Origin of the sequence: Lysinibacillus sp. 2017, from assembly GCF_003073375.1 — a bacterium.
In the GTDB taxonomy this organism is placed as follows: Bacteria; Bacillota; Bacilli; order Bacillales_A; family Planococcaceae; genus Solibacillus.
In genome coordinates this window covers 3684606-3703034 of the sequence record NZ_CP029002.1, presented here as the reverse complement: position 1 = coordinate 3703034, position 18429 = coordinate 3684606, and the positions used below count along the sequence as shown (strand labels likewise).

The 18429-nt window shown below is 35.0% G+C and carries 21 protein-coding genes; 10 read left to right on the top strand and 11 right to left on the bottom strand.

The features are described from left to right. Positions 1 to 330: 330 nt before the first annotated feature. Both DCE79_RS18220 and DCE79_RS18215 read right to left on the bottom strand, forming a co-directional pair. A complete protein-coding gene (locus tag DCE79_RS18220; protein ID WP_108714536.1) occupies positions 331 to 1038 on the bottom strand; it encodes a class I SAM-dependent methyltransferase in 708 nt (235 codons plus the stop codon). A gap of 182 nt (positions 1039 to 1220) precedes the next feature. Next, positions 1221 to 1877, bottom strand: a complete 657-nt coding sequence (locus DCE79_RS18215; protein ID WP_108714353.1) for a TVP38/TMEM64 family protein — start codon at positions 1875 to 1877, stop codon at positions 1221 to 1223. 291 nt (positions 1878 to 2168) lie between these two features. Between DCE79_RS18215 and DCE79_RS18210 the strand changes: the two genes are divergently transcribed. After that, the gene (locus tag DCE79_RS18210; RefSeq protein WP_108714352.1) at positions 2169 to 2705 is read left to right on the top strand and encodes an ECF transporter S component; all 537 of its coding nucleotides are present in this window, start codon (positions 2169 to 2171) and stop codon (positions 2703 to 2705) included. Between the two features lie 226 nt (positions 2706 to 2931). On the opposite strand, the gene DCE79_RS18205 is transcribed toward DCE79_RS18210, so the two are convergent. Then, a complete protein-coding gene (locus DCE79_RS18205; RefSeq protein ID WP_108714351.1) occupies positions 2932 to 4074 on the bottom strand; it encodes a YhgE/Pip domain-containing protein in 1143 nt (380 codons plus the stop codon). A 129-nt stretch (positions 4075 to 4203) separates the two neighbouring features. Between DCE79_RS18205 and DCE79_RS18200 the strand changes: the two genes are divergently transcribed. The 3 genes from DCE79_RS18200 to DCE79_RS18190 all read left to right on the top strand — a co-directional run bounded on the left by DCE79_RS18200 (position 4204) and on the right by DCE79_RS18190 (position 6642). After that, positions 4204 to 4797 (top strand): TetR/AcrR family transcriptional regulator, encoded by a 594-nt coding sequence (locus DCE79_RS18200; RefSeq protein WP_108714350.1) that lies wholly within the window; start codon positions 4204 to 4206, stop codon positions 4795 to 4797. A gap of 212 nt (positions 4798 to 5009) precedes the next feature. Continuing rightward, positions 5010 to 6092, top strand: coding sequence for a type III polyketide synthase (locus DCE79_RS18195; RefSeq protein WP_168214689.1), 1083 nt, complete (start codon positions 5010 to 5012; stop codon positions 6090 to 6092). 1 nt (position 6093) lies between these two features. Further along, positions 6094 to 6642 carry an isoprenylcysteine carboxyl methyltransferase family protein gene (locus DCE79_RS18190; RefSeq protein ID WP_108714349.1) on the top strand — a complete coding sequence of 183 codons (549 nt, stop codon included), beginning with the start codon at positions 6094 to 6096 and terminating at the stop codon, positions 6640 to 6642. Positions 6643 to 6672: 30 nt separating this feature from the next. On the opposite strand, the gene DCE79_RS18185 is transcribed toward DCE79_RS18190, so the two are convergent. The 6 genes from DCE79_RS18185 to DCE79_RS18165 form a co-directional block, all read right to left on the bottom strand. After that, positions 6673 to 7788 carry an ABC transporter permease gene (locus tag DCE79_RS18185; RefSeq protein ID WP_108714348.1) on the bottom strand — a complete coding sequence of 372 codons (1116 nt, stop codon included), beginning with the start codon at positions 7786 to 7788 and terminating at the stop codon, positions 6673 to 6675. Next, on the bottom strand, positions 7785 to 8666 hold the full coding sequence (locus DCE79_RS18180; RefSeq protein WP_108714347.1) for an ABC transporter ATP-binding protein: 882 nt from the start codon (positions 8664 to 8666) through the stop codon (positions 7785 to 7787). The genes DCE79_RS18185 and DCE79_RS18180 overlap by 4 nt, the downstream gene beginning before the upstream one ends. After that, complete coding sequence (locus DCE79_RS18175; RefSeq protein ID WP_135841905.1) at positions 8663 to 9904, bottom strand: ABC transporter permease subunit; 1242 nt, start codon at positions 9902 to 9904, stop codon at positions 8663 to 8665. Before DCE79_RS18175 ends, DCE79_RS18180 begins: the two co-directional genes overlap by 4 nt. 141 nt (positions 9905 to 10045) lie before the next feature. Then, on the bottom strand, positions 10046 to 10369 hold the full coding sequence (locus DCE79_RS18170) for a hypothetical protein (RefSeq protein WP_108714345.1): 324 nt from the start codon (positions 10367 to 10369) through the stop codon (positions 10046 to 10048). 114 nt (positions 10370 to 10483) lie between these two features. After that, complete coding sequence (locus DCE79_RS18575) at positions 10484 to 10642, bottom strand: hypothetical protein (protein WP_159083124.1); 159 nt, start codon at positions 10640 to 10642, stop codon at positions 10484 to 10486. Continuing rightward, positions 10639 to 11523, bottom strand: coding sequence for a helix-turn-helix domain-containing protein (locus DCE79_RS18165; RefSeq protein ID WP_108714344.1), 885 nt, complete (start codon positions 11521 to 11523; stop codon positions 10639 to 10641). Before DCE79_RS18165 ends, DCE79_RS18575 begins: the two co-directional genes overlap by 4 nt. Before the next feature lie 223 nt (positions 11524 to 11746). Here DCE79_RS18165 and DCE79_RS18160 point away from each other — a divergent pair, with 223 nt between their 5' ends. Beyond that, the gene (locus DCE79_RS18160) at positions 11747 to 12268 is read left to right on the top strand and encodes a hypothetical protein (protein WP_108714343.1); all 522 of its coding nucleotides are present in this window, start codon (positions 11747 to 11749) and stop codon (positions 12266 to 12268) included. A 95-nt stretch (positions 12269 to 12363) separates the two neighbouring features. Further along, a complete protein-coding gene (locus DCE79_RS18155; RefSeq protein WP_108714342.1) occupies positions 12364 to 13020 on the top strand; it encodes a peptidylprolyl isomerase in 657 nt (218 codons plus the stop codon). A 70-nt stretch (positions 13021 to 13090) separates the two neighbouring features. Here DCE79_RS18155 and DCE79_RS18150 read toward each other — a convergent pair whose 3' ends face one another. Beyond that, on the bottom strand, positions 13091 to 13834 hold the full coding sequence (locus DCE79_RS18150) for a DUF2268 domain-containing putative Zn-dependent protease (protein ID WP_108714341.1): 744 nt from the start codon (positions 13832 to 13834) through the stop codon (positions 13091 to 13093). Between the two features lie 105 nt (positions 13835 to 13939). Here DCE79_RS18150 and DCE79_RS18145 point away from each other — a divergent pair, with 105 nt between their 5' ends. Then, positions 13940 to 14191 (top strand): hypothetical protein, encoded by a 252-nt coding sequence (locus DCE79_RS18145; RefSeq protein ID WP_108714340.1) that lies wholly within the window; start codon positions 13940 to 13942, stop codon positions 14189 to 14191. Between the two features lie 64 nt (positions 14192 to 14255). Here DCE79_RS18145 and DCE79_RS18140 read toward each other — a convergent pair whose 3' ends face one another. Continuing rightward, positions 14256 to 15107 carry a DegV family protein gene (locus tag DCE79_RS18140; RefSeq protein ID WP_108714339.1) on the bottom strand — a complete coding sequence of 284 codons (852 nt, stop codon included), beginning with the start codon at positions 15105 to 15107 and terminating at the stop codon, positions 14256 to 14258. Positions 15108 to 15312: 205 nt separating this feature from the next. Between DCE79_RS18140 and DCE79_RS18135 the strand changes: the two genes are divergently transcribed. The 3 genes from DCE79_RS18135 to DCE79_RS18125 all read left to right on the top strand — a co-directional run bounded on the left by DCE79_RS18135 (position 15313) and on the right by DCE79_RS18125 (position 18274). Continuing rightward, positions 15313 to 15867, top strand: a complete 555-nt coding sequence (locus DCE79_RS18135) for a cupin domain-containing protein (protein ID WP_234417295.1) — start codon at positions 15313 to 15315, stop codon at positions 15865 to 15867. 296 nt (positions 15868 to 16163) lie between these two features. Continuing rightward, the gene (locus tag DCE79_RS18130; protein WP_108714337.1) at positions 16164 to 17648 is read left to right on the top strand and encodes a malate:quinone oxidoreductase; all 1485 of its coding nucleotides are present in this window, start codon (positions 16164 to 16166) and stop codon (positions 17646 to 17648) included. Between the two features lie 155 nt (positions 17649 to 17803). Further along, the gene (locus tag DCE79_RS18125; RefSeq protein ID WP_108714336.1) at positions 17804 to 18274 is read left to right on the top strand and encodes a methylated-DNA--[protein]-cysteine S-methyltransferase; all 471 of its coding nucleotides are present in this window, start codon (positions 17804 to 17806) and stop codon (positions 18272 to 18274) included. The last annotated feature ends 155 nt before the right edge of the window (positions 18275 to 18429 follow it).

Genomic DNA, 18429 nt, shown 5'->3' with positions numbered 1-18429 from the left:
TATGGAAACAAAAAAAAGCAGCATCTCACGAGGAGATGCTGCGGTAGAATTCTTTGTTCCTAAAGAACTCTAGGGTTTGGCACCCAATAATGCTGATTTCGCAATCTTAAATGACCATTATTCGGTGTCAACAAGTATTAATGTTGTTTCTACTTATTCAATATAGCATAGTTATCTGTGAAATCCTAAATAATTATGTATTCTGTGTATAATCTTATTACGGGAAATCGTCCTATTACTAAAATAGAAACAAGGGTATTCAACATTGATTGAATATCCTTGTTCTAATATAACCGTATTATCTTTTCATCGGTTTAACTAACGCTCAACTTATTTTGTACATGAATAAATTCGAGAGTCCAAATAATTTAGATACTTAAAGGTCATCTCCAAATGTTTTTCCATGACTTCGTAAAATTCAGGCTCAATATCGTCTGAGAAGTGGTAATCAGGTTCTGAATCAGTAGATGTATCTTTTCGTATATGAACATGTTCAAAACCGGCCTGATTCAATAAGGCCACCCAATCTTTTTTCGTATTAAGGGAATCAAAACCATAGAATTGTTTGATTTCCTGTTCCTCTTTTTCTGTTAGTCGCTGAATCATCGTTAGTTCAATTGCAATGAACCGACCACCATTCTTTAATAACCGAAAGATTTCGTTAAGGGCTATAGGTTTATTTACAAAAGAAAGGACAGATTCAGAAATAATAAAATCAAAATGACGATCCGGTAACGGGATTTTTTCTATTGAGCCTTGAATTATTTTTACGGGTAAGTGATTTTTTTTCATTCTCCTTGTGGCCTTTGCCACCATTGTTGGGTTGACATCTATGCCAGTTACTTTTGCATCGTATCTATTAGCTAAATAAGCAGCAGTTTGGCCAGTACCACACCCTACATCTAAAATTTCAGAAGAATGATTAATGTTCTCCGACTTGAATATTTTCTTTGTTAAGTTAAGACCACCAGGGTGTGCACCGCCAATCCCAAACTTAGATAAGAATTCTAGATACTTGGAATTGTGAATTAGGATCACCTTCTTTATATGGTTTTTTATCCAGGCATTCGCATTCGTTGCATGAGAGCATCTAACAGAATCCAATACGCTGCTTATGTATAATATGAATTAAAAAAAGTAAGGTTCGAGAACGTGCTAAACTTTATCTCAAAGTAAGTGTGGTTAGTTGATTAATAAAAAAGAAGAACCCAAAACATTACTTACAATGTTTTGGGTGTTTTACATTTTTTCAGAAAGCGGATTACAAAAATGATGAGTAGAATGCCAATAATGACAAGGAATAGAAATTGATTGTGGTTTGAAATACTTAATACACTGAAAGAAGCTGAAGCTAAAACCAAACCATAAATCATATTACCAAGAGTGGTTGCAGAGACGAAGTGTGAAAGTTTCATCGAGCTTAATCCAGAAACAATATTGATTAAGTTGGTTGGTAGAAACGGTAAGATGCGTCCAGATAGAACAAATAAGAAGCCGTTTTTCTCGACTTTTTGTTCATATTTTTGCATTTTAGTTGATGAAAAAAGATTAGGGAAGAGATAACGAATGGATAAGAAAATAACTGTACTTCCAACAACACTACAAAAGCAGCTATATAAATAACCTTTCCAAAAGCCAAATAGTGCAATGTTAATCGTAATAACAAGAATGAGTGGAATAAAAGTAAAAAGGTTTTGCAACGACATGAGCACCAACATAATGAGTAACACTAAAATCATATTGTGGTGAGCAATAGTTAAGATTGTTTCGGGCGATAAGTCTGAAATTCGAATTCCACTTTTATAAAGGATTAGTAAAATACTAAGAATACAGGCAATATAGCAAACTCCACGAAAAAGTAATGTACGTTTCTTCATATAAGACTCCTAATTTAATTGTTTATAAAAATTGAGTGCGTTAAATATTATAGATGTTCTAATAAAAAGATGTAAGGTATATGACTTACGAATGGAAAATGTGGGACATGTAGAAGAATGAATGTAAATAGAGAAAAGGGATTGTTGCTAATACAGAATTAAATAACGAGTCCTGAAGCATTTGCAATGCAAGTTATTAATCTGACCCTTCCAAATTAACGGAAATTGATACTTTGTTTATTGTCAGAGTATTGCTAATATGAGGTACATCTTAATAAAGGAGTGTTCCTCATGCAAACATCAAGCTTCACAAGCACAAGTAAAAAAACGTTTGACTTGATTCTAACAAGCATGCTCATTTCTCTTGTCTTTATCGCTACTTTTTTTATTAATATCCGTTTACCGATTGCTGCGAATGGTGGGCTCGTTCATCTGGGATCCGCGATGTTATTTATCGTATCTATATTATTTGGTCCAAAAAAAGGGGCAATAGCAGGAGCATTTGGAATGGCTCTTTTTGATTTAGTTTCTGGCTGGACATTATGGGCACCCTTTACGTTTATTGCTCGTGGACTCCAAGGCTACATTGTTGGTAAGATTGCTTGGTCTTATCACCATAATGGAAAGAGCTTAGTATATAACATACTAGCGACAATAAGCTCTATTCCATTTATGCTTCTTGGTTACTATGTTTGCGAACGTATTTTATATAATAGCTGGCTCATTCCTTTTGCCTCAATTCCAGGAAATTTAGTCCAAAATTGCGTCGGCATCTTCATTGCCTTACTCGTATGTAGCTTTTTAAAAAAGCTATCTATTTTCCAATGAAAAATAAGAGATTAGGTTATAATTGCTAATCTCCTCGATATTTCAACTAGCACCATTTCCACAACGTTAACTACATCATCGGTAAGTTTTCTATAAGTAGGGAGCTTGACTGACCTCATTTTACAAAAGAGGTCGATTTTTTATTTTAATTTTTTGATACACATAATAAAAAGGCTGCCGAAAAATCAGATGTGCATCTGACTTTTCGGACAGTCTGTTTCATGCATTAATTGTTTTTGGCACGTACTGGTTTGAAAATAGAAAGTAGTAAAATGACTAAACCAGCGATACCGATTCCTAAAATCGTGTTGAATGAGCCACCAGTATAGAAGCCACTACCGAAGTAGAAGATTTCACGCAACCCTTCAGAAGCGAAACGAAGCGGTACCCATGGACGGATGAAGTTTACGAAGAAACTTGGAAGCATTTCTTGTGGCGTCATTAGAACACCCATACCTAGAAGCATAACAACCATGAATAATGTAATGGCTGGTTTACCAATCCATGCAGTAATGGCTGATACAAGTAAGAAGAAACAGAACGCTGCAAACGATACAAAGGACGCAACTAGTAAATAGCTTGGCATGTTAATACCAGCGAGCTGTGCAAGTGTTGCCACCGTAAAACCTGAGAATAGGGCGATAATAATACCAAATAAAATTTGGCCACCCATTAGGCGTAATGTTTGTTTACGTGTTAGCATCTCTCTTTTAAGTATGCTTGATGATGCTAAGAATACAATGAAACCACCGATTAAGGCGCCAACCCAAGCAGGCACGGCCATTAATGTCGGTGCACTACCATTAGCTGTAGCCGTTGTAATGGCATTGAATACTTTTTCTTCGGAAACGATTGGGTGTACTAGCACGGATGCTTTGTTCGCATCGATTTGCTCATCGCCCATTTGCTCTACAAAGTTTGTAGAATATTGATTGCTAATCTGTGTAATTAAACCGTTTAAAGCAGTTTTTGCAAAGTTTGCACCTGTCATGTTAAAGCCTTGGTTAATATAGACTTTTAAAGTTGCAGGTGTGTTGTTTGTCATGGCATTTTGCACGGCATCATTATAACCCTCTGGAATAACTAATGCTGCGTAATATTCTTTATCAGCAAATAAATCTTCAATATCTGCTTCTTTTTCATTTGTAAAAGTTAACATCGGTTCTTCCCCGTCGATACCTTTACTCATTTGTTCAATTGCAGTTTTTACAGCGTCAACATGGTCGCCCTCATCACTCGTAATAAGTGCAACTGGTAGATTTTTTACCTTTGGATCCCCTTGAGCGAATAAGTTCAGCGAGAATAGAGCAATAATTAATATAACAGCGATGGGAGCAGCCCATGCTAATTTTTCTTTAAATAATCTCATGTGGTTTTCATCCTCTCTCAATTTTCAACATATTGTTTAGTAGTACTTGTATATCTTATAACTTGAGCGTATAGTAAAGCAATAAACAAAAGCAAACAGTGTGTTGATTTTTGACGTGGGGTGATAGTTATGAGTATTTATACAGAAAAAAATCGGAAAACAAAACGACTTATTCAAATGTCCTTTCTGAAAATTTTAGAAAATAAGCCGTTTGAAGCGATTACCGTAGGAGACATTACAAAATTTGCAAAAATTAATCGCGGGACATTTTATTTACATTATAAAGATAAGTTTGATTTGCTGGATCAAGTAGAGCAGCAACTATTTGAAGATGTAGGAAACCATATTGATGAGTTGCAAACACATTATTCATCTACACAGACGTTTGAAAAAGGGCAAGAGCAATTAGCAGCCACATTATTTAGCTCGATTAAAATGCATGCACCCTTATTAAAAATCTTTTTAAGTGACCGCGGTAGAGCAGGCTTTCACCTTCGATTTCGAGATGCCTTTTCAGAAAAAGTGCGCGTTAATTTAGAAAAAAATGAAAACCTCATGGCGAATTTAAAAGTCCCAATTGAATACTTTTTATCCTTCATCACTTCTGCTTTTTTAGGATTAATTGAACAATGGGTTCAAAATGGGTTAGATAAAACCCCTGAAGAAATGACCAATCTATATATCGATATTATTTCCTTTATCAAAAGAGATAACGGAGCATAGGTTTAAAAATTCACAAAAGGCTATGCGGATATTATTTTATCCGTATAGCCCTTTTATTATTCCCTTTTAAAATTTTGCATGACTTGAAATGTTTTTAGCAATTGAAAGCAGTTGGATTCAAAGTAAAAGTCCCAAAACGCAGTACTTCGTGTATATTTCACTTACTTTATCAATACATTGAAAGAAAGTAATAAGCACAAGGAGAAATGATTATTCCTAAAATCGCTTCGGTTGGTACATATACGCCACCTTACCCATTGGCACAGTCTAATATTGAACAATTGACGAAAGAACTCTTTCAACACAAAATGCCAAGATTAGAACGGCTATTAAAAGTGTTTGAAAATGGTGAAATTGAAACACGTAATTTCTGCGTTCCACCAGATTGGTATCGTGAGGACCATACTTTTGAAGAACGCAATGAACTTTATATTCAGTTAGCTACGACGTATAGTGTGGAAGTAATTGAAAGATGTTTAACCAATCGTACTTTTTTACAAAATGATATCTCAACAGAAGATATTGACGCTATACTTTTCGTCAGTAGTACCGGTATTTCAACCCCAAGCATTGATGCACGCATTATGAATAGATTACCTTTTTCTGATCAAATTGTCCGGATACCAATCTGGGGACTTGGTTGTGCTGGAGGAGCAGCTGGTATTAGTAGAGCCAATGACTATTGCAAAGCCTATCCAAATGCTAAAGTCCTGGTAGTGTGTGTGGAGCTTTGTAGCTTAACATTTCAAAAAGATGATTATACAAAAAGTAACTTAGTCGGGACATCCTTATTTGCAGATGGCGCGGCTTGTGTGCTTGTTTGTGGGGATCATGTGGAGCACGAACAGCATATGACTATACCACACATCCTTGGTAGCGGATCAAAGTGGATGCCGAATTCCGAAAATGTGATGGGGTGGAATGTGAAAAATAGCGGATTACATGTAGTATTTTCAAAGAGTATTCCTAGCATCATTTCAAATTGGCTTGGGCCCTTTATTCATGAATTTCTAAGTACCTATAAGATTTTACCAGAGCAAATTGAAAATTTTGTTGCACACCCTGGTGGGAAAAAAGTGTTAAATGCTTATGAGGAGGCCTTGCAATTAACAAAAAATCATACGACTGTTTCACGTGAAATATTAAAAGCTCATGGCAATATGTCTTCTCCAACGGTTCTATATGTTTTAGAACAATTTATGTTAAAGAAAAATGAATCAAATACGTTTGGTTTATTAGTGGCGCTTGGTCCTGGTTTTAGTGGGGAAGCTGTGTTATTAGAATGGAGGGAGTAAGGTGCTTTTTTATTTCCTTTTAGTTTTCGTTATGATTCAAAGGCTCATAGAACTTCTCATCGCGAAAAGAAATGAAAAAACGCTGCTTGCAAAAGGAGCTTATGAAGTAGGAGCAACGCATTATCCATGGATGATTTCGTTACATGTAAGCTTTTTTATAAGCCTTTTTATAGAAGTTATTTATTTTAAATCCATTCTTACACCACTTTATCTATTGCTGGTTGTATTTATACTTTTACAACTGTTAAGGGTATGGTGCTTAGTATCACTGGGTCCATTCTGGAATACAAAAATAATAATTTTACCAGGTGCAAATGTCGTCATGAAAGGCCCATACGCATATATCCGACATCCCAATTATTTAGTTGTTTGTCTTGAAATTGCTGTACTGCCATTAATGTTTCAAGCCTACTTTACAGCTATTTGTTTTACAATTTTAAATTTCATCATACTTTCCGTTCGGATTCCAGTGGAGGAAAATGCGTTAAAAGAAGCGACAAACTATGCTGAATTTATTGAACGCAATGTAAACGAGAAAAAGCATAGTTGAGTTTAAAGTACACCTCAACTATGCGTATCACTACATCGTTCGCACAAAACGTATGCGCAAAAGGGAAATTATATAGCACAGGAATGCTGCGGCTAGTGTTACACCAATGCCTTTATACCAATCGTAACCTACTTTATGAATTGTTTCTTTCGCTAAAACATATTCAAATGGGTTGAGCCACTCTATGTTCGAAAATGATAATTGAGCAAATAAGGCATACCCGCCAATTAATAGAATAAGAATGGTTAGCAGCGAAACGATTGTGTTCTTGAATAGTAAGCTAACAATTAAACAAAGGGAAATGACAAATAGTATGATCACTGTCACGGAAGTAAGTGCAGCAATACCATAATCAGTAATTGTCATAAAGCTAAATATCCCGTTTTCTTCAATTAGTATAGGATATAAAAACGTTCCTTGTTTTCCGAAAAGTAGAGCGACACCCCAAGCAGTAACTAGACTACATAGAGTTACTACACCATAAATGATTACAGCACTCCAGAATTTGCTACGTATGATGGCGCTTTTTTTCAAAGGCTGTGTATATAAAAATTGGATGCTACGTTGCTCAAATTCCGTCGTTAAACTATCACCCACAAGGATTAGTACAACGGCAATTATCCCGAAGTTAACAATAATATCAATAATTTGCTTCATAAAATTAGGAAGCGCTGTACTGTATGTTTCATGCTCTGGTGCAATATTTGTCGCGATATGTTTGGTATTGTATGCTAAAGTTCTCTTAATGTCCTCACTGAGATATGAAAATTCTCCACCCATTGCCTTGTAATCCTGGAGCTGTGCTAAAAAAAGATTTTCTATTCTTAATTCTTGTTGCCAATCACCTGCATGAAATGCTTTACGCATATCAAAAAGTGTATTGATGATTTCCTCCATTCGAATGATTTTTCCCTTGGCTACTTCATCCTTAGGGTTATTTTCAATAGTTAACTCAAGCTGACTTATATTCTTTTGACCTTCGCGCATCGCTGAAAGAATATGCTCTTCTCGTTCTTGTTGAATCGTTGCTTGAAAAATATGATTTCGTAAAAATAGGGCACTGATGCAGAGGATAAGGAATACTATTATATAGAGAAATCGTTTACCGAAGATGATTTTTTTGAGTTCAAATTGAAATAGTCTCATCTCCACAACTCACTTTCAAACAGCTCCATATAACGTCGTTCTGCTCCAATTTTGTAGTTTTCAATTTTGTTAATTTGAATTTCATTTTGATTGAGGGCATCGATAATGGCTTGAAGCACTACCTTAGTTTCTTCAAATAAAATCGACTGATCTTCCACTGTATAATCAAATGTTTGGTCTGACAGGATTTCCTTAGCTTTTTCGATATTAGAAACCGTAAGTTTATAATGACTTGTTGAATAATTCTCTAACGACTCTTTTAAAAGCTGGCCATCTTTCATAAAGTAGATTGTATTAGTCAGTTTATCGATTTCATCTAAATTATGCGAAGAAATAATAATGGTCGTTCCTTTAGCGTGTAAATCTAGTAAAATATTTCGCATATGGATGGCACTTGTTGGATCTAGACCATTAACAGGTTCATCCAATAATAAGAGCTTTGGTCTATTTATAATGGCCATCGCAAGTAAGAGGTGCTGCTTCATACCGAGAGAATAGCTGCGTACACGTTTTTTTAAATAGCTATCCATTCCTACATAAACAGCTATTTCCTTCACACGTGAGAGAGGAATTCTTTGTATATGACATATAAACTTTAAATGATCATAGCCTGTTAAGTCTCCATATAAAATACGATTATCTTGTAAATAAGAAACTTCATAAAATAGAGAAGCATCAGTATGCTTTTTCCCAAGAATCGTCACTTGACCTTCTTGAAAGGGTAGCAGGTTCATCAGGCAGTTCATCATGGTTGTTTTCCCAGAACCATTTGGACCGACTAAGGCGATAATTTGAGGTGTATCGATTTGAATATTGATACCACTGAGTACTAATTGCTTTTTATATTTTTTTATTAATCCATTTACTTCGATAATCATCTAATCCCCCCTTGTTTGAGCTTCGATAGGACAAATGTAAATAGTAGAATGATGACACTACCTACAAATAATGTGAGCATCCCCGTTTCATAAGAAATAGCAAATTGGTCATGACGAACCGCATATTCATTGGAGACAACTTCAAAAACATTAACATAATGAAAGGGAACCCATTGTGTATAGGTGAACGTAAGCGACTGATTGATTATTTGGATTCCTACAAAAATTGTCATAATGGTCAAACCAAGTGCAATAATGGCACGGTTTGTTAGTACTGAAAATAAAAATAATAAACTATAGCTAAATAGTAAAAACATGAGGAATAAACTGAAGCTTTTTAATAAAAACAACCCCATTCCGATAAATGATAAATGATTATTTTCCCCATAAATTAGTACAGGATAGTACCAATCGCCACCATTATTGAAAGTAATCCCCAATAGCATGGCAAGTCCCCAAACAAGGGCAAGTAGCATAATAGAAATAACCATTACTGCAATAAGCTTCACCATTAAAATTTGATAACGTTTAATAGGCTGTGTCCATAAAAATTGAATCGGACCATTTCGACCGTAGCCTTCTTTTGTAACAAGATCACTGAAAAGAAATAGGAAGTACACAATTCCTATGAGTGAGAGACCGTAAGCAAATAATTCATAGGAAAAATATAATCCTGTTGAAGAATGTTTGTTAGAGGATGTTAAAACAAAGTTCTCTACAATCGCATCAGAAAACTCTTCATCATAAGTTGTCATCCATGAAAATGTGTGAATAGGAAATACAGGCTCGACAACATACTTTTGCATCCAAGCATATTTTTCTCCAAGTGAGATCGTAGTATAGGGGGTTGGCCACATATAAGTATTGTATGATTGCTGTAGGAGTTCCCCGTTAGCTATTTGGACTGCGTATTCGTGATTTTTGGTTAGTAGAGAAAAGTAAGCTGACCAATCTTGCTGCTCAAGTGCATTCAAAATTAAGTAATCCGTAGCTAACATTTCATTATATAGACCAACCTCTTTTTCAAGATTCACTCCTGGCTCCTTGATACCTGCTTCTATTTTTTTATTCAACTCCGCAATATGCTGCTCGGTTGTATAAATAGAATCTTGTTGCTTTGTTATTTCGGTATCAATAGAAGTTGTATTTGCATAAATGTATACATAAAAAGCTAGTACAACAACTACTAAAACCATTAACAACCACATAAAATAACTAGAGCGCCATAACTTCTTCATTTCAAATTGGATAAGTCTGATCAATTTCCCACCTCCATAGAAAAATCTTCTATCAAATAAGTAACTTAATAGGAGTGAATAGATTAACCAAAATAAAAAATAGCCAGCAGCGGTAGACAACCTGCTCCTGGCTGTTTTCTATTATTCAGTTTCAGCGATGCTAGTAGGTAAAGTACAATTACTAGAGCATGTAACAGTTCCTGAATAGTACGCTAAGGTGTTTGTCCCATCATTTTGATAACTTGTTCTAGTTAAAGTACCCACCCAGTTACCTTCTCTATAAATATACGTATTACTAGGTATAACTATTCCCGGCAAAGTGACTAATTTTGTTACAAATTTCGAGTATGCTTGTGTTTCGACCAAATCTGTCTGACTTGGTGTAGCAGAAGTAGTAAGTGGTACGGTCATTACAAGACTTAATGCTAAACTGGTTGCTGCAAAAATAGATAACTTTCTTTTCATAAATATAGCCTCCTAGTTTTTAATCGTGTATGAAGAATATACACCTACTATTTTCTATATTTTTTAGAAAGTTCCTTCTTAAATTATTAATATATTAATTTTTTTATAAATAAATTAATAATTGTGGATATCTTTAATATCGTCATCACCTAAAGGGACAATATAGCCTGCGGTAAATTGGTCTTCATTAGCTGAAATGAGTGTGTTACCTGTCACTATAATTGAGCAAATAAAACTGATAGATAGTAAGAATACCTTTACTGTTTGTTTCATTGGAAATCCTCCTCATTTTCTTCTTGTTTAGTAAGTAATTTATTAATTACTTTAATGTTTTCTATTTTCCCTTCTAATTCAAATAAAGTTTTTGCTTGATTTAGAGCGATGCTTCCTTGATACCAATCATTCGCTTTAATATAAATGCGTCCTTTTTGGAATAGCAACTCGCCAAGTAAATAAAGCGATTCTTGTTGGATGGCCATTTGAATAGCTGATTCACAATAAAGTAAGGCTTCTTCATATTTTTCATCGTATAAATGAACGCGCGAGAGGCCGAAATATACTTTTTTGATAATATTCGTATCTATTTCTTTCATTTGTTTAATAAGCTCAAGACAATCTTCATATTCTTCTAATGCAAGGGCATAGTTATTTTGATTAAAATGAATTATCGCGCGGCTGTTTCGAATTGAGATAGGCAACGTACTATTCGAATTTAAAGGGATACTAAGCGCTTTTTCGAATATTTTAAGGGCGTAAAAGGCATCTTTAGTAAGCTCCCATTCATAAATTCCTTGATGCCAATATAAAAAAACCAATTCTTCAGAAGATAAATTTGATTTTTTTTCTAATTCAGCCTCTACTAGAATTTTTACAGAAGAATAGTCATATTGTGCGACTAACTTCCTTATTAATTGGTGCATATGATTTTGATTGTCTAATAGTTTTGTAGAAGGCTTTAAGTCTTTGAAAAAGTCATTGATATCGATTGATAAGCGCGTAGCTAATTCATATAAGACGATACTTGACGGGACGGATTCTCCTTTCTCAAAGTGGCTAATCATAGCTTGAGTACAAATTCCTTCTGCTAATTGTTGTTGTGTTAGCCCACGTTGTTTTCTTGAATTTTTTAATGTACTTCCAATTCCATTTTTCAACTATTTTCATCCTTTAATGAGTAATATGAATCCTTACATTTGTACTAGTTCTATATTTTCTATAAAAACCCTTCAATTCTTATAAAAATATAAGTAAATTTATATTAATTGAATATTTTATAACTTTATGTATAATCGTAGTAATATTGTTGTTTATTTACTTATTATTTTGTGAGGATTTATTCGTTACTTTGGCGGAGCATATTAGAGGGGAGGATGAAGTATGAAGCGTGTTTTATTGGGATTAGCTTTACTTTTTGTAATAAGTGGCTGTGCAAATGAGGAAGGTAAGAAAGAGAGACCATTAGAAGAAATAAGTGCTTTTTATGAAATGTCTGTAGAGCCCCGAGATGTGTATATTCAAACACAAGATACTTTATTTCAAGCTTACCATGATCGTTATTGTTGGAATGAAGATTTAGAGGTCTGTCATAAAATAGAGCCACGACATCCGAAAGATAGCACAATCGAAAATGGTCAGTATATCTATATGGGCCAAGTGAAGTTAGGAGAAAGTGTGAAAATTAGTTATGATTCTAGCAATTATAACAATAAGCCAAAAGCAGATCGTTTTGAACTCCTATATTATCAGGAAGATGAGATCGTTCCAGTTGAAGTTGAAAACGGAACTTTTGTAGTACCTGATATAAAAGGTCCTCAATATTATGTGTATAAAGCGACGACGGACAATGACTATAAAGGAATTGCCTATTATCCGTTTATACTAAATGCACAAGAAGATTAAATTGGTATGAGAATGATACGTTTCCTTCTTTTGTTTGGGTATTTTTGTTAAAATATAAGTAAATTATTTTTTGATGAAGAAGGGGACAGAAACGTATGTTTTTACGTAAGAAAAGTTTAGTAAGTGTGCTTATTTTAGCGATGGTTGTCGCTCTGTTAGCAGCATGCGGTAATGAAAATTCATCTGAAGATGAGAATCAATCTTCAAATGTAGATTATGCTTCACAAGTGACGGAAAACCCGATTGTGACAATTACAATGGAAAACGATGAGAAAATAATTGTTGAGTTAGAGCCAAAGGTAGCGCCAAACACGGTAGCAAACTTTATCGCCCTTGTTAAGGATGGTTTTTACGATGGGCTAATTTTCCACCGTGTCATTCCTGGTTTCATGGTACAAGGTGGAGATCCTGATGGGACAGGGATGGGTGGTCCAGATTATTCGATCAAAGGCGAGTTTTCTTCAAATGGCTTTGAAAATACATTAGCTCATGAGCGTGGGGTACTTTCAATGGCACGTTCAAAAGATCCAGATTCTGCAGGATCACAATTCTTTATCATGGTAGAGGAAGCAACGCATTTAGATGGGGATTATGCTGCCTTTGGTAAAGTGATTGAAGGCATGGATGTAGTGGACAAAGTGGTTGCAGTTGAGCGCGATGGTAGCGATAAGCCACTAGAAGAACAAAAAATGAAAACGGTTGAAGTAGATACGAAAGGCTTTGATTATCCAGAGCCAGTCGTTCAAAAATAAAAGATAGAACTCCTTATGCGCTAAAGAATATTAGCTCAAAGGAGTCTTTTTTTGAGCAACGATTTATTAATTAAATGTGGTTAAATCCCGCCCCATCAAGAATAGCTTCTGCTTTTATTTGCAGGAGTTCTTTTAGATCAAAGGGTCCACATTTCTCCTTAAAAGCTTGAATGATTCGGTACCCCGTACAATAGCCAATCCATGGAGGTAAACCTAATTGAGCATCTCCAAATAAAAAGGGCTGGTGATAAGGCAATCCTTTTTGATCGAGCACATGAATAAAGTGAGACTGCCAATAATCCCTTACTTCATCTAGGGAATAACGTTCTGTCCATGGACTTAATGCATCCTTTCCAAATAGATTTTCCACCGCGTCCTCAGCGAGCCCTTCCATTATAAGGGAATCGACCAATGTGGGTGGTTCAGCTACATATAATCTGCGACAGATATGATGATATTCATGTGAAAAAAGCGCATGTAATTCTTTAACTAATAATTGCGCTGAAATGAAAAGACAGATGCCGTTCTTATAGGCGATGCCATTTTTAACAAAGCCAGTTTTAATAGGAAAAATATAAACAGGAATAGTAGGGCCTTGCCATGCAAGTTGTAATTCCTTGAACTGTTGGTCGATTAATTGCCAAGCATTAAATGGTAAAGATAGCTTACCTTTTTGAAGTAAGCCTTGTTGTACCAGCTCATATTGTATAGCTTCTGGTGCTACATGCGGAAAAATAGGTTGAACAAGTTCACAAGCAAGACTTTCTCTATTTTTGTCTTCTTCAAAAAGATGCTTTGTATGAATAATAGCCATCATCTCCCCCCTCTTTATAATGTATGAACTAGACGATGCGCTCGTATGTGCAAAAGTTTTGAACATATAGTAGTTACACCGTTTACAGTAAAGGGGGGATAAGTGATGAACCAAAACGAAGCATATAACTTATGTTGTCAGTATCAGGGGAAGCGAGTAAGGATTACCGACAATCAAGGTAATACACATGTTGGACGTATTACAAAAGTAGATAATCGCCAGGTCTGGTTAATGCCAGATAATAATATGGGTGGGCATGGGATTGGTTTTTGGGGATTTGGTGCTCCAGGATTTGGATATGGAATTGCATTAGGCGCAATTACAGGCATTGCATTAGCTTCACTCTTTTTCTGGTAATTGTTTAAAGTAAAAGAGAGTCTTGTTGATTCGACATCAACAGGACCCTCTTTTTTGTGAAAATTTATTTGTTGTCATTTGTAAAGTAAATACCAATTGTTCCTCGACCTACATGTGCGCCAATTACTGCACCAATTGTTGTATATTCAATGGCTTTTGGTTTAAGTTGTTCTTCAATTACTGCTTTCACTTCGTACAATAATTCTTCATCATTACTATGTGAAAGACCAACCGTTTTATTTGTAAAATCGCCACCACGCTCTTTCATAAGTTCAATCATGCGTTTAATTGCCTTTTTAAAGCCACGTGTTTTTTCTAATGGTACGAGTTTACCGTCTTCCATATTTAAAATCGGTTTAATATTGAGTAATCCGCCTACAATGGCACTCGACTTAGAAACACGTCCGCCTTTAGCTAAATGATTCAAATCACCAACTGTAAATAGATGCTCCATAGATGATGCCATGTTTGTTAATGTTTGTACGGCTTCATCAAACCCAATCTCGAATTTTCTTAGTTTAACAGCCTCTCTTGCTACGAGACCTTGACCAAATGAGGCACACTTTGTATCAATAATTGCTAATTTTAAGTTAGGATAACTTTCAAGCAATTGATTTTTCGCCATAATAGCAGTTTGGCAAGTTCCAGAAAGTCCAGATGAAAAGGCAATATAAATCCCTTCCTCGCCTGATTTTGCTAACTCCTCAAATGCAGTTAAAAATATTTCTAATGAAACTTGTGATGTTTTTGGTAAATCACCTTCTGCAATAGCAGCATATACTTGATCCGTTGATATACCAATGATGTCATCATACTCATTTCCTTTAATTAGCACACGTAGTGGAAATAAATGAACATCTTCTTTTTCAAAAAAGTCTTTCGGTAAATCAGAACCACTATCAGTATAAATTCGCATAAACATCCCCCTTAATCCATTCAGTATTAATTTTATCGTGAATTTCTTAGTTGAACTAATTACAATTGTCATGTTTTTGAAATAATGTTTCTATCACTACCAAAAACCTTATAGTAATTAACTTCTATTATTCTTACAAAATATCCTGTATTTTTACGATAGTATTATTTAATATTATATGAAAAGGGGAAAAGGGGCAAAGATGATGAAGCGAACGGTAGTCAATCAAGTAACTGGAGAGCAAATTACATTTTTAGAAACAGCGCAAGAAACAAATGGAGAGCATCTTTTAATTGAAGTAGCATTACCACCTCAAGGAGATGGACCACCATTACATCTTCATGACGAGTTTGAAGAGGAATTTGAAGTAGTTTCTGGTAAGTTGACGGTGACTTTAGGAAAAGAGCAACATATTTTACAGCAAGGAGATCGACGCTTAGTCACATTAAATACTGTACATACATTTACGAATAATTATGATGAGCCAGTTGTATTCCGCGTCCGATTAACACCACCAAGCGAATTTGAACAGTCTGTGCGCATTCATTATGGCTTAATGGATGATGGACTTGTTGATGCAAAGGGAAATCCGAAAGATTTGGCACATACTGCACTAATCTTATCAATGCAAAATACTCTTGTAGCAGGAATTCCACTATGGATACAACGTAAACTATTCAAATTTATTGTCAATCGCGCACATAAGAAGAATCGTTATAAAGCGTTAGAAAAGTATACAGGAAAAGTTATTACTAAATAAATGATTTGATTTGTTTATAATCGGGAACAATAAATAACGAGAAGTCTAACGCAAAACATATTCTCGATAGATAAAAAATGCTCATAATTGTATCTTTATTACTCGTTAAATACATTATTTTTAATCACGTAATGTGAAGCAATTTGTATATATTTTAATCTTTTCACAATTGTGTTACACTACACTAAGGTAATAAATGATACAGGATGAGTAGGATTTTCTTTACTAGATGTCGATAGTAAAGGGAGCGCTTACACGATCACTGCAAATCTTAATATATATAAGGGAAGGTAAGTATGAGTAACAATCATATCAAATCAGACGTTATCTTAATCGGTGCCGGAATCATGAGTGCTACTTTAGGTACAATGCTTAAGGAATTAGCACCAGATTGGAAAATCACAGTTTTCGAAAATTTAGCAAAAGCTGGTGAAGAAAGCTCTCACGAATTAAACAATGCCGGAACAGGGCATGCCGCTTTATGTGAGCTTAACTATACAAGCGAAAAAAAAGACGGAACAATTGATATTACAAAAGCAATCAATGTAAATACTCAGTTCCAAGATTCATTACAATTTTGGTCATACCTTGTAAATAACAAGCATATTGAAAACCCACAAAATTTCATTATGCCTTTACCACACATGAGTATGGTACAAGGTGCTAAAAACGTTGCGTATCTTAAAAAACGTCATGCTGCAATGACAGCTAATCCATTATTTGAAGGAATGGAATTCTCTGATGATCCAGAAACACTAAAACAATGGATTCCACTTATTATGAATGACCGTCAATCAACTGAACCAATCGCGGCTACAAAAATTGATTCAGGTACAGACGTAAACTTCGGTGCGTTAACTCGTACATTAATTTCAAATTTAGAATCTCGTGACGCGGATGTGAACTACAACCACAACGTACGTGATGTTAAACGTTTAAAAGATGGTACTTGGGAAGTAAAAGTACATGATAAAGAAAGTGGTAAAGTAGAATATCACAATGCGAAGTTTATATTCTTAGGTGCTGGTGGTGGTAGCCTTGAGTTACTACAAAAATCAGGTATTCCTGAAAGTAAACATGTCGGTGGATTCCCGATTTCTGGTTTATTCTTAGTTTGTAAAAACGACGAAGTAATCGCACAACACCACGCAAAAGTATATGGGAAAGCGGCAGTTGGTGCACCACCAATGTCAGTACCTCACTTAGATACTCGTTATATTGATGGCAAAAAATCATTATTATTCGGACCATTTGCAGGCTTCTCTCCGAAGTTCTTAAAAACGGGTTCATATATGGATTTATTTGCGTCAATTAAGACACACAACTTATTTACACTACTTGCTTGTGGTGCAAAAAACATGGACTTAACATCTTATTTAGTAAGTCAATTAGTATTATCAAAAGAAAAACGCGTAGAAGAATTACGTCAATTTATTCCAACAGCAAAAAGCGAAGATTGGGATGTTACAATTGCTGGTCAACGTGTACAAGTAATTAAAGATACAAAAGCTGGTAAAGGTACATTACAATTTGGTACAGAAGTTATTACTGGACAAGACGGTTCAATCGCTGCATTACTTGGTGCATCTCCAGGTGCTTCAACAGCCGTTTCTGTTATGCTAAAAATAATTCCTAAATGTTTCCCTGAGGAAATGAAAGTTTGGGAACCTAAACTTAAGGAAATGATTCCTGGTTACGGTAAAAATTTAGTAGAAAACCCAGAATTACTTAAAGAAATTAAAGCGACAACTTCAGAAGCGTTAGGTCTACACAAAAACTAATTTTTATTATATAGAAGAACCTTTAATCACTCGTTGATTGAAGGTTCTTTTTTGTAGATAAGAACGTATAAATTTTCAATGAAATCTACATATGAAAAGACATAAAGTATGATAAAGGGTTATAGTAAGTAAAATTCCAGTAGGAGGATTCAAAAATGCAACTAGTAGATTATCACTCACCATTAGGCATTATTGAGATAAAGGGCAATAAATTAGGAATTTATTCTGTATTATTCGTAGAGCGTGAGCAAGTAAAATATATGAAAAAACCCGATACAGCTACTCCCTTACTAGAATGTTTCACACAGTTAGATGAATATTTTAAAGGGGAACGCTTTACGTTTTCGGTGCCGTTTATTTTTGAAGGTACTGTATTTCAACAAGCGGTGTGGCGAGCTTTGACAACCATTTCTTATGGGAAAACGGCATCCTACAAAGAAATTGCAATACTTGTAGGAAATGAAAAGGCAGTGCGTGCAGTAGGAACGACCAATGGAAAAAATTTAATAAGTATTATTGTTCCGTGTCACCGAATTATTGGCATAAACGGCAAATTAACCGGCTATGCAGGTGGCTTGTGGAGAAAAGAATGGCTATTAAATCATGAAAAAAGCAATGTAAAATAGCACTGCATTTTAATAAGCAGAGTTGCGGAAAATTTCTATATCTGGTGCATTGCTTTTCAAATACAAATGGGTGTATAAAAAGATTGAAAAATACTACTTTGTAGTGAATGCTTACGAAGCAGTTATTTTTTTGAGTGTAATTTATAAATGAGAGT

What these genes read in the sequence shown, in the direction of transcription:
- DCE79_RS18155 (WP_108714342.1), top strand. Translation starts at nt 12,364, where the DNA reads ATGTTTTTACGTAAGAAAAGTTTAGTAAGTGTGCTTATTTTAGCGATG.
- DCE79_RS18575 (WP_159083124.1), bottom strand. Translation starts at nt 10,642, where the DNA reads ATGAAACAAACAGTAAAGGTATTCTTACTATCTATCAGTTTTATTTGC.
- DCE79_RS18205 (WP_108714351.1), bottom strand. Translation starts at nt 4,074, where the DNA reads ATGAGATTATTTAAAGAAAAATTAGCATGGGCTGCTCCCATCGCTGTT.
- DCE79_RS18180 (WP_108714347.1), bottom strand. Translation starts at nt 8,666, where the DNA reads ATGATTATCGAAGTAAATGGATTAATAAAAAAATATAAAAAGCAATTA.
- DCE79_RS18125 (WP_108714336.1), top strand. Translation starts at nt 17,804, where the DNA reads ATGCAACTAGTAGATTATCACTCACCATTAGGCATTATTGAGATAAAG.
- DCE79_RS18175 (WP_135841905.1), bottom strand. Translation starts at nt 9,904, where the DNA reads ATGAAGAAGTTATGGCGCTCTAGTTATTTTATGTGGTTGTTAATGGTT.
- DCE79_RS18135 (WP_234417295.1), top strand. Translation starts at nt 15,313, where the DNA reads ATGAAGCGAACGGTAGTCAATCAAGTAACTGGAGAGCAAATTACATTT.
- DCE79_RS18160 (WP_108714343.1), top strand. Translation starts at nt 11,747, where the DNA reads ATGAAGCGTGTTTTATTGGGATTAGCTTTACTTTTTGTAATAAGTGGC.
- DCE79_RS18200 (WP_108714350.1), top strand. Translation starts at nt 4,204, where the DNA reads ATGAGTATTTATACAGAAAAAAATCGGAAAACAAAACGACTTATTCAA.
- DCE79_RS18170 (WP_108714345.1), bottom strand. Translation starts at nt 10,369, where the DNA reads ATGAAAAGAAAGTTATCTATTTTTGCAGCAACCAGTTTAGCATTAAGT.
- DCE79_RS18145 (WP_108714340.1), top strand. Translation starts at nt 13,940, where the DNA reads ATGAACCAAAACGAAGCATATAACTTATGTTGTCAGTATCAGGGGAAG.
- DCE79_RS18150 (WP_108714341.1), bottom strand. Translation starts at nt 13,834, where the DNA reads ATGGCTATTATTCATACAAAGCATCTTTTTGAAGAAGACAAAAATAGA.
- DCE79_RS18140 (WP_108714339.1), bottom strand. Translation starts at nt 15,107, where the DNA reads ATGCGAATTTATACTGATAGTGGTTCTGATTTACCGAAAGACTTTTTT.
- DCE79_RS18185 (WP_108714348.1), bottom strand. Translation starts at nt 7,788, where the DNA reads ATGAGACTATTTCAATTTGAACTCAAAAAAATCATCTTCGGTAAACGA.
- DCE79_RS18210 (WP_108714352.1), top strand. Translation starts at nt 2,169, where the DNA reads ATGCAAACATCAAGCTTCACAAGCACAAGTAAAAAAACGTTTGACTTG.
- DCE79_RS18215 (WP_108714353.1), bottom strand. Translation starts at nt 1,877, where the DNA reads ATGAAGAAACGTACATTACTTTTTCGTGGAGTTTGCTATATTGCCTGT.
- DCE79_RS18130 (WP_108714337.1), top strand. Translation starts at nt 16,164, where the DNA reads ATGAGTAACAATCATATCAAATCAGACGTTATCTTAATCGGTGCCGGA.